This window comes from Sphingopyxis soli (assembly GCF_018682675.1).
Lineage (GTDB): Bacteria > Pseudomonadota > Alphaproteobacteria > Sphingomonadales > Sphingomonadaceae > Sphingopyxis > Sphingopyxis soli.
In genome coordinates, this window is record NZ_JAFMTR010000048.1 from 1 (window position 1) to 10,403 (window position 10,403).

General features: G+C 67.9%; 7 protein-coding genes. 5 read left to right on the forward strand and 2 right to left on the reverse strand.

The genetic code is table 11. The annotated features are described in order from the left end of the window. Window positions 1-181: 181 nt before the first annotated feature. The 5 genes from J1N50_RS07070 to J1N50_RS07090 all read left to right on the forward strand — a co-directional run bounded on the left by J1N50_RS07070 (window position 182) and on the right by J1N50_RS07090 (window position 8,342). Complete coding sequence (locus J1N50_RS07070) at window positions 182-1,009, forward strand: fimbrial biogenesis chaperone (protein WP_246553206.1); 828 nt, start codon at window positions 182-184, stop codon at window positions 1,007-1,009. 33 nt (window positions 1,010-1,042) lie between these two features. Then, entirely contained in the window at window positions 1,043-3,817 is a 2,775-nt protein-coding gene (locus J1N50_RS07075) for an MSCRAMM family protein (RefSeq protein ID WP_215351739.1), read from the forward strand. Between the two features lie 672 nt (window positions 3,818-4,489). Continuing rightward, on the forward strand, window positions 4,490-6,025 hold the full coding sequence (locus J1N50_RS07080; RefSeq protein WP_215351743.1) for an NAD(P)/FAD-dependent oxidoreductase: 1,536 nt from the start codon (window positions 4,490-4,492) through the stop codon (window positions 6,023-6,025). Between the two features lie 23 nt (window positions 6,026-6,048). Continuing rightward, window positions 6,049-6,483: a GtrA family protein gene (locus J1N50_RS07085; RefSeq protein ID WP_343227851.1), complete on the forward strand. Its 435-nt coding sequence runs from the start codon at window positions 6,049-6,051 to the stop codon at window positions 6,481-6,483. Further along, complete coding sequence (locus tag J1N50_RS07090) at window positions 6,480-8,342, forward strand: hypothetical protein (protein WP_215351748.1); 1,863 nt, start codon at window positions 6,480-6,482, stop codon at window positions 8,340-8,342. The genes J1N50_RS07085 and J1N50_RS07090 overlap by 4 nt, the downstream gene beginning before the upstream one ends. Window positions 8,343-8,346: 4 nt before the next feature. Here J1N50_RS07090 and msrB read toward each other — a convergent pair whose 3' ends face one another. Together msrB and J1N50_RS07100 are read right to left on the reverse strand one after the other, a co-directional pair. Continuing rightward, window positions 8,347-8,835, reverse strand: coding sequence for a peptide-methionine (R)-S-oxide reductase MsrB (gene msrB, locus J1N50_RS07095; RefSeq protein ID WP_215351751.1), 489 nt, complete (start codon window positions 8,833-8,835; stop codon window positions 8,347-8,349). 58 nt (window positions 8,836-8,893) lie between these two features. Continuing rightward, window positions 8,894-10,150: a cytochrome P450 gene (locus J1N50_RS07100; RefSeq protein ID WP_215351766.1), complete on the reverse strand. Its 1,257-nt coding sequence runs from the start codon at window positions 10,148-10,150 to the stop codon at window positions 8,894-8,896. Window positions 10,151-10,403 lie beyond the last annotated feature (253 nt).

Below are 10,403 nucleotides of genomic sequence, written 5' to 3' on the forward strand. Positions count from 1 at the left end.
CCCGGCCTCCCACAGGATAGACTGGTCGGGAGGCCGGGTGGGGGAGCGGGCCAGTGCCGAATCCGCAACCAACTGCCATGGTTAGCGAAATATCAACCATGATGGCGCAACAGGGACGCGACCAACCAAAGGGGTGACGGCCGTCGCCCGAACGATTGTGGGGATCGTGTCTATGTTGCGTATGTTCCGGGCCATCGGCCTGTTCGCTGCGGCTGCGCTTGGCGTGGCCGCGTCGCCTGCATCTGCCGCGGGCGACCTGCTCGTCGCGCCGACGCGCGTGATCCTCGACGGATCGCGCGGCACCGAGGTGGTGCTCAACAATATCGGCAGCGAGCCGGCGACCTATCGCATCAGTCTCGAGATCAAGCGGATGACCGCCGCCGGCGGGCTCGACGAGATCGCCGAGGCCGACGTCAATGCCGCCGAGCGCGCGGCGCTCGACATCATCAGCTTCAATCCGCGGCGCGTCCGGCTGCTGCCGAACCAGCCGCAGGTGATCCGCGTCGGCGCGCGGCTTCCCGAGGGATTGCCGCCCGGCGAATATCGCGCCCACATGCTGTTTCGCGCGGTTCCCGATGCGGCGGCCGAGGCGGCACCCGCGCCCGAGACCGCCAGGGCGAGCAGCGGCGGGGTGTCGATCGCGCTCACGCCGATCTATGGCATCACCATTCCGGTGATCGTGCGCGTCGGCGACCTAGATGCCGCGGCGAAGATCGGCGACGCGCGGGTGGCCGAGACGCGCGACGGGCCGGCGTTCGAGTTCGATCTGGCGCGCACGGGCAGCCGCTCGGTCTATGGCGATATCGAAGTGACGCGGCCGGGGGTGAGCGAACCGCTGCTGCTCGCGCGCGGGATCGCGGTCTATCCCGAGATCGGGTCGCGGACCGTCTCGCTGCGCGTGCCGCCCGAAGTCGCGGCGGCGCTGAAAGGCCCGGTGCGCATCCGTTACAGCGAGGACCGCGAGGTCGGCGGCGCGACGATCGACCAGGTCGATCGGGTGGTGAAATAGCGCGAGGGCCGGGCGGAGCCCGCGGGGCGGACGATGATCCGCGCGGCGATCCTGCGATGGATACCGGTGCTGGCCGCCGGGCTGGCGCTGGCGGGGCTCGTCCCCTCCGGCGCACACGCCGTCGATAAGGAGGCTGTTTCCGCCGCGTGGAGCCCGAACGAGGACGACAGCTGGCTGTTCGACCTGCGGTCGGGCCAATACCGGCTCGGCGACGGGGTGCGCGGGTATCAGACGCCGCAGGGGATTTGCGTCGACCTGGCCGACATGGTGCTCGCGCTCGACCTGCCGGTGCGTGTCGACCGGAAGTTGCGCCGCGCAACCGGGTGGGTGTTCGATGAGCGGCGGAGCCTGACGATCGACCGCGAGGCGGGCGAGGTGCGCGTGGGGAGCGCGCGCTATCCGCTGGCCGCGACGACGATCCGCGACACCGCGGCGGGGTGGTGCGTCGACCTCGATGCGCTGTCGAAATGGCTGGGCGTTCCGGTCGCCGCCGACCTGTCGAACGCGGTGCTGCGGATCGAGACGAAGGACAAGCTGCCCTTCCAGCTCGCCGCCGAACGCCGTGCGCGCGCGGCGGGGCTGCGGCCGCAGGCGAGTTTCGACCTGGCGAGCCTGCCGCAAGCGACGCGGCCGTACCAGATGTGGGCGACGCCCTCGGTCGATGTCGTCGCCTCGGCGGGGGTGGTGTCGGACAAGCGCGCGGGCGGCGGTGCCTACACGCAGGCGCGTTACGAGATTTTCGCGGCGGGTGAGATCGCCAAGCACAGCTTCGACGCGCGGCTGTCGTCGGACGAGAAGGGCGAGCCCGACAGCCTGCGGTTGCGGCTCTATCGCACCGATCCCGAAGGGCGGCTGCTCGGGCCGCTCAAGGCGACGCATTATGGCGTCGGCGATGTCAGCCTGCTGTCGACCGGGCTCGTCGCGCAAAATGTACCGGGGCGCGGCGCGGTGCTCACCAACCGGCCCGTCGAGCGCCCCGACAGCTTCGACAAGACGAGCTTTCGCGGCGACCTGCCCGCGGGCTGGGACGCCGAACTCTATCGCAACGGGCAATTGCTGGCCTTCACGACGCCCGACGGCAACGGCCGCTACGAATTTCTCGACGTGCCGCTGCAATATGGATCGAACCGCTTCGAGATCGTCCTGTACGGACCGCAGGGGCAGGTCCGGCGCGAAATCAGGCAGTTGCAGGTCGGGATCGATTCGATTCCGCCGCAGCAGAGCTGGTACTGGGCCGGGATCGCGGAAGAGGACACCGACCTGATCGAGTTCCGGCGCCACGGCGGCGCGTTCCGGCGCGGGTGGCGCGGCACGATGGGGATCGAGCGGGGGCTCGACACGCGCACCTCGATCGCCGCCTATGCCCACAGCCTGATGATCGAGAATGTCCGCCGCACCTACGGCGAACTCGCGCTGCGCCGCTCGATCGGCCCGTCGCTGCTCGAAGTTGCGGGGGCGCACGCCGACGACGGCGGGAGTGCGCTGCGCGCGAGCTGGCTCGCCGCCTTCGGCGACACCAATATCAGCGCCGACGCGATGCGCGGCTGGGGCGGCTTCGTGTCGGACCGGCTCGCCAACAACGTCACCGGCATCTACCAGATCTCGGTCGAACAGGCGGTGAAACTGGGGCGCACCGTGCTGCCGCTGCAATTCGAACTCGGCCAGGTCGACCGGGCGTCGGGCGTTTCGAGCCTCACCGCGTCGGGCCGCGCATCGGCGAGCTTCCGCGCGCTGACCTTTACCGGCCAGCTCGACTGGAGCCGCACGCGCGCGCCCGGCGGCCCCGACCCGCCCGACAATCTGAGCGCGACCTTGCTCGCCAACGCCCGGATCGGGCGCGTCCGCCTGCGCGGCGAGGCGCGTTTCGCGCTGTCCGGGCAGGAGGCCGACACGCGCATGACCGCGATCGCCGAATGGACAGGGAAGCGCGACGCCGAATGGCGCGCCGAACTCGGCTATGACAAGGGGCTCGACCGCGTACGCGTTGGTGCCGGTTATTCGCGCCGTTTCAAACAGTTGCAGCTTTCGGGTTTCGGCGAGGTCGCGAGCGACGGATCGGTCGCGGCGTCGCTGTCGCTCGCCTTCAGCTTCGGGCCGCGTCCGGGCGGTGGGGGCGGTGGCGGATGGCGTCTGTCGAGCGAGAAGCTCGGCGGGCGCGGGCAGGTGATCGCCGACGTCTGGATGGACGATAATGGCGATGGCGTTCGCCAGCCGGGCGAAGCCGCGCTCGGCGCGGTGCCGCTGACCGCGGGCGGCCATTTTGTCGCGGCGTCGACCGACAAGGCGGGCCGCGCGATGGTCGACGGGCTCGAACCCTTTCGTCCGGTGATGATCGGGATCGACGCGGGGAGCTTGCCCGACCCCTATGTCCAGCCCGCCGTCCCCGGCGTCGTCGTCACGCCGCGCCCCGGCGTCGCGACACTCGTCGCGCTGCCGATGACCGCCGCGGGCGAGATCGAGGGCGTGCTGGTGCGCGAGGGCGGCAATCCGGTCGAAGGGCTGACGCTTGAGCTGGTCGATGCCGAAGGGCGCGTGCGCGCGACGACCGCGACCGAATTCGACGGATATTTCCTGTTCGAAAGCGTTGCTTACGGGCGTTACACGGTTCGCATCGCGAAGGCCTCGGCGAGTGCGCTGCGGCTCGATCCGGCGTTTGTCATCGGCGCTGCGCCGGGCAAGGCGACCCCGCGCGTTCGGCTGGGGACGCAGGCACTGAAGCGCTTGCGGCGCGAAGCTGCGGCAACCGTTGCCATGGAAGAAGAAGCGAACCAAGCGCGCGGGCCGCCGGGCGCGAGCGGCGTACCGTGAAGCCCGGAGCGGATGGGAACGGGCGGCTTTGGGGTGGATTCCAGCCCTTCAAATCTCGTCATGCTGAACTTGTTTCAGCATCCATGGCCTTCGCTCAAATTCTACGCCACGCCGAAGGAAACGGCAGACCATGGATCCTGAAACAAGTTCAGGATGACGATGCTGGAAATGTCGTACTTCGGTCGGTAGCCGTCATTTGCTTCCGATCGACGACAAATGACGGGATGGGGGTGGGGAGTGGACGTTCGTCATTCCGGACTTGATCCGGAATCCATAGCCGCGCCGAAGTCGTTGACCCCGGATCAAGTCCGGGGTTCCGACATATGGAACGGCAGCCTCCGGTCGTTTTCGGCTACGGCCGGAATCTTCGCTCGGAAGGCAGCACCGGGGTGGGAAGCTGACTTCGCTCTGATGCATCCCGGCGAAAGCCGGGGCCCTCGGAGTTAGTGAGCTTGCGTCTCCTTTTGCCGCTCTGGGCCCCGGCTTTCGTCGGAGATCACAATATCCACCTCCGATCGTTGCCAGTCATCGCAGCCGGATCGGCGGCGACTCTTCGACGCGGGGGCGTGACCGGGCGGGCTGCGGCACCCGAATGCGCGCGCGTTAACCAGTTCTTATCCATGTTTGGCGCAGAGCGGACCGCAGCAAGTATTTGCCTGTGGGGGACTCTTGATGACCGACGCCCAAGTGCCGAGCAACCGCCCGACGAGCGCCGATGTCGCCATTATCGGCGCCGGGCCCGCGGGGCTGACGGCCGCCTATCTGCTGACCAAAGAGGGTTACAAGGTGACGGTGATCGAAAAAGATCCCGTTTATGTCGGCGGCATCAGCCGCACCGTCGAGCATGAGGGCTTTCGCTTCGACATCGGCGGTCACCGCTTCTTTTCGAAGGCGCAGGAAGTCGTCGACCTGTGGAACGAGATTCTGCCCGACGATTTCATCCAGCGTCCGCGGATGAGCCGCATCTATTACGAGGGCAAATTCTACAGCTATCCGCTGCGCGCGTTCGAGGCGCTGTGGAACCTCGGGATTTTCCGGTCGGCCTTGTGCATGGCGAGCTATGCCAAGGCGAAGCTGCTGCCGAACAAGACGGTGCGCAGCTTCGAGGACTGGACGGTCAACCAGTTCGGCCACAAGCTCTATTCGATCTTCTTCAAGACCTATACCGAGAAGGTGTGGGGGATGCCGTGCGACGAAATGTCGGCGGACTGGGCGGCGCAGCGGATCAAGGGGCTTTCGCTCGGCGGCGCGGTGATCGACGGGCTGAAGCGTAGCCTCGGGCTCAACAAGAAGCCGAATGACGGCATGGCGACCAAGACCCTGCTCGAAACTTTCCGCTATCCGCGCCTCGGGCCCGGCATGATGTGGGAGGCGGCGGCGGCCAAGGTGCGCGCGGGGGGCAACCATGTGCTGATGGGCCACAGCTTCAGGCAGCTGACCCAGGATCAGCTGTCGGGCCGCTGGCGGCTGACCGCGACCGGCCCCGACGGCGATGTCGTGATCGACGCGGCGCAGGTGATCAGCTCGGCACCGATGCGCGAGCTTGCGGCGCGTATCCATCCGCTGCCCGCCTGCGCGCTGACCGCGGCGCCGAAGCTCAAATATCGCGACTTCCTGACCGTGGCGCTCAAGATCCGGTCGGAGGATCTGTTCCCCGACAACTGGATCTATATCCACGACAGCAAGGTGAAGGTCGGCCGCGTCCAGAACTTCCGCAGCTGGTCGCCCGAAATGGTGCCCGATCCCGACCTGGCGTGCGTCGGCCTCGAATATTTCTGCTTCGAGGGCGACGGGCTGTGGTCGTCGAGCGACGCGGATCTGGTCAGGCTCGCGACCGAGGAAATGGCGATCCTCGGCCTCTGCGATCCGAAGGATGTCGTCGGCGGCGCCGTGGTCCGGCAGGAAAAGGCCTATCCGGTCTATGACGACGATTATGCGGCGCATGTCGCGGCGATGCGCGACGAGCTGGAGGCGCGCTATCCGACGCTGCACATGGTCGGCCGCAACGGCATGCACCGTTACAACAACCAGGATCATGCGATGATGACCGCGATGCTGTCGGTGCGCAACATCGTCGCCGGCGCGCGCGTCTATGACATCTGGGGCGTCAACGAGGACGCCGAATATCACGAGAGCGGCAGCGAGGGCGAACAGGCCGCGCTGGCGTCGGTTCGCGAGGTTCCGTCGCGCATCGGCAAGGCTGCCTGAGCAGCGCGCGGGGCGTCAGGGCGATGATGCGGACCTTCCGGACCCTGATCGCGACGGTTCGCCGCGGCGAGATCCGCTGGCTGAACTATCTGCTGGCGAGCGGCTTCGCGCTCGGCAGCGATGCGGGGCTGTTCCTGTTGCTGCTCGACGCCGGGCTGCCGCCGATGGCGGCGTCGGCGATCGGCTATTGCGCAGGCATCCTCGTCCACTGGCTGATTTCGAGCCGCCTCGTCTTCGCCGACGGCGCCGCCGAGCGCGGCACGGGCGAGCGCCACCGGCAGAAACTGCTGTTCGTCGGTTCGGCGCTGGTCGGGCTGGCGATCACCACCGCGATCGTCGGGGTCAGCACCGCGGTGGGGCTCGACCCGCGGCTTGCGAAGCTTGCGGCGATCCTTTTCAGCTTTCAGACCACCTATCTGCTTCGCCGTCATATCGTTTTTCGGGCCGCCGCAGCATGACCGCCGCGGCGCCGCCGCTCGCCGAGGGCGCCGCCGGTACCGGCGCCGTACCCGAACCGGGCTCGAGTGGCCTTTCGCCCTGGTTCACCCCGCTGCGCATCGCGCTGATCGTGTGGATCGCGATGAGCATCGTCGCGGTGATCGCGCAGTGGCACGCGATCCAGATCCTCGAACTCAGCGACACCGACGATGCGATGCGCATGGCGCAGGTGCGCGACCTGCTCGCGGGGCAAAGCTGGTGGGATCTCACCCAATATCGCGTCAATCCGGCGGGCGGCGGGGTGCTGATGCACTGGTCGCGGATCGTCGACGCGCCGATCGCGCTCGGGATATGGCTGCTGAAGCCGCTGCTCGGGCAGGCGCTGGCGGAGCAGGTGGTGATGACGGTCTGGCCGCCGCTGCTCGGCGCCGCGCTGAGCGTCGCCTGCGCGCTCGGCTACCGCAATTTGCCCGACCGGCGCATCGCCTATGTCGCGCCGCTCTATCTCGTCACCGCGGGCTTCATCGTCGTGCAGCTGCGTCCGCTGCGCGTCGACCATCATGGCTGGCAGATTTTCCTTGCGATGCTGATCCTGTGGCAGGCGCTGCGTCCGGCGAGCCGGCAGGCAGGACTGATCGCCGGGGCGTGTGGCGCGGCGCTGCTCGCGATCTCGATCGAGGGGCTGCCCGTCGTCGCGCTGTTCGCGGGGCTTTGCGCGCTGCGCTGGGCGCTGCACGCGCGCGCCGACGATCGCGCCCGCCTGACCGGCTATATGGCGGGGCTCGCGGGCGGGGCGTTGCTGTTCCAGTTTCTGACGCGCGGACCGACGGGCTTGGCCGGACGCTGGTGCGATTCGCTGTCGGCGCCCTATCTCGGCGCCTTCGCCGTCGCAGCCGTTGCGGTGCTGGCGATTGCGGCGGTCGATCCGGCGCGGCGCTGGGTGCGCTTCGCGGCGCTCGGCGGGGCGGGGGCGCTGGCGGCGGCGACGCTGGTGGCGATCGAACCCTTGTGCGCCGCCGGACCCTTTGCGACGCTCGACCCGATCGTCGTCCATTACTGGTATCGCAACGTCCTCGAGGGCCAACCGGTCTGGGCCTCGCCGCCGCATTCGGTCTTTTTCGTCGTCGTGCCGTGGGTCATCGGGCTTGTCGGATCGCTGCTTGCCTGGCGCGCCGGCAAGACTGCCGAGGACCGCCGCGCCTGGACGACGGTGATCGTCGCGCTGGCCGGCGCGTCGGCGCTGTCGCTGCTCGTCCTGCGCAGCGCCGGGACCGCGCATCTGTTCGCGATTCCGGGGTCGGCGTGGCTTGGTATTCGCGGCTGGCTGCGCGCGCGGCAGATCGCCTCGCTGCTGCCGCGGGTGATCGCGTCGGCGCTCGCGGCGCTAACGCTGCCGATGCTCGGCAGCCTCGCGGTCGCCGGGCTCGCGGGGCTTGTCTTCCCGGCGCTCAAGGCCGATCCGCGCGAGGTCGACGCGCCGATGGCGAAGCGGACGTGCATCGATCCGCCGACGATCGCGGCGCTCAACCATATGCCGGAGGCGACGCTGCTCACCCCGATCGACCTTGGCGCGCCGCTGATCTTCTGGACGCACCATGCGATGGTCGCGACCCCGCATCACCGCAACAAGGAGGCGATGGCCGACACGCTGCGCGTCTTCACCGGCGATCCGGCGAAGGCCGAGGCGCTGGTCCGCAAGCAGCAGGCGAGCCTGATCGTCTATTGCGCCGGGGCGAATGATTTCACGCGCTACCGGCGCGAGGCGAAGCAGGGGCTGGCGGCGCAGCTTTATGCGGGGAAGGCGCCTGCATGGCTCGAACCCGTCGCGATGCCCGCGGGCAGCAGCCTGGCGGTCTGGCGGGTGAAGCCGGCGTCCTGACCGGTCAGGCGGGGCGGAAGCCGAGCGCCGCGCCGTTCATGCAATAACGCTTGCCGGTCGGCTTCGGTCCGTCGTTGAAGACGTGGCCGAGATGGCCGCCGCAGCGGCGGCAATGCACCTCGGTGCGCGGATAGCCGAGCTCATAGTCGGTCGAGGTCGCGATCGCGCCCTTCAGCGGGGCATAGAAGCTCGGCCAGCCGGTGCCGCTGTCATATTTGGTCTGGCTCGAATAGAGCGGCAGCGCGCAGCCGGCGCAGACGAAGGTGCCGGGGCGATGCTCCTTGTTGAGCGCGCTGGTGAAGGGGCGTTCGGTCGCCGCCTCGCGCAGGACGCGAAACTGCATCGGGGTCAGCCGCTTCGCCCATTCGGCGTCGGTCAGCCGCCAGCCGGGTTCGGCGAGCGGGCGCTTGCCGGGCTTGGCGAACAGCATCGGCGCGGCGATCAGCGCGCCGCCGAGTGCGAGGCCGGACAGGATATAGCGGCGTTCGATCATATCGGGCTTCCTCATGACCGGGATACGCGGCGAGGCTGCGCCCGGTTACGCCCGGCTGTCAATATTGCTCGAGCTCGACCTGCATGTGGCGATAGCCATGAACGAAACAGGCGTTGACGCGCTCGGGCTCGCCGAGGACGTTCACGCGCAGGCGGCGCTTCTGCATTTCGGAGATCAAGGTCGTCAGCTGGAGCTCGGCGACGCGGGCGCCGACGCAGCGGTGGATGCCATAGCCGAAGGCGAGGTGGCGGCGCGCATTCTCGCGGTCGACGATGATCCGGTCGCCGTCGGGGAAAATATCCTCGTCGCGGTTCGCCGACGCATACCAGAGCGCGATCTTGTCGCGCTTCCTGATCCGGTGGCCGAACAGCTCGGTATCCTCGGTCGCGGTGCGGCGCATATGCGCGAGCGGGGTCTGCCAGCGGATGATCTCGTGCATCGCGTTGACCGCCAGGTCGGGATCGTGATTCGCCTCGAGCTTCGCACGTTCCTCGGGGAAGCAGTGGAGGCCGTAGGCATAGGCCGACATCGAATTGCGCGTCGTGTCGTTGCCGCCGACGATGAGCAGGATCAGGTTCCCCATGAACTCATTCTCGCTCATATGCTTCATCGCATCGGACTGGAGCATGATCGAGATGAGGTCGTGCTTCCCGGGATTCTGAGCCTTGCGGTCCCACAGCTGCTTGAACGCGCCGCCCATCTCGAACGCGACGGCGAGCCGTGCGTGGCGTTCCTCGACGGTGCTGAAGCTTTCGATGTCGCCGAGCGCATCAGACCAGCGGGTGAGGTTGTGGCGGTCCTCCCACGGGAAGTCGAACAGGATCGCGAGCATGTCGGTGGTGAGCTCGATCGAGACTTTTTCCACCCAGTCGAAGGGCTTGCCGACCGGCAGCGTGTCGATCAGCGCCGCGGTGCGCGCCTGGGTGTCGGCGCGCATCCGCTCGATCTCCGACGGACCGAAGGCGGGGGCGACGGTGCGGCGCTGCGCGGTGTGCTGCGGCGGGTCCATCGCGATGAACATCGGCATCGGCACGTCGCCTTCCTGCAGATGATCGATGCCGTCGCCGGCGACGGTGATCCCGCCATATTCCCACGAGGAAGAGAATATCTTGGGCAGCGCCTCGATATGCTGGATCGGTTTGTAGGTCGTCACCGACCAATAGGGCCCGAACTTCGAATCCTCGCAATAATAGATCGGCGACTCGGCGCGCAGCTGGCGCATCGGTTCCTGCCAGACATCGTTGCGCCACAGCTCGGCGCGGCTGACATCAAGCGGGTTGACGGTTTCGGGTGCGGGGCGGATCTGGGTGGCCATGGGGGACGCTCCTCTCTGGGCCGTCGTCTGCGCGGCCGATTGAGTTGCAGAATGCCACTATTTACAGCTTTGTCAATGATGGGGCGATGAGCGGTTTCCGGGGGGGGGGGGAGCGGTCGCCCCAAGCTGGCCATGCTGGCTGCGGCGATGGCCTCGCTGTTTCAGCATCCATGGTCTGAGCTCTCGAAAAGCGCCGCGCCGAAGGAAACGGCAGACCATGGACCCTGAAACAAGTTCAGGGTGACGATGCAGG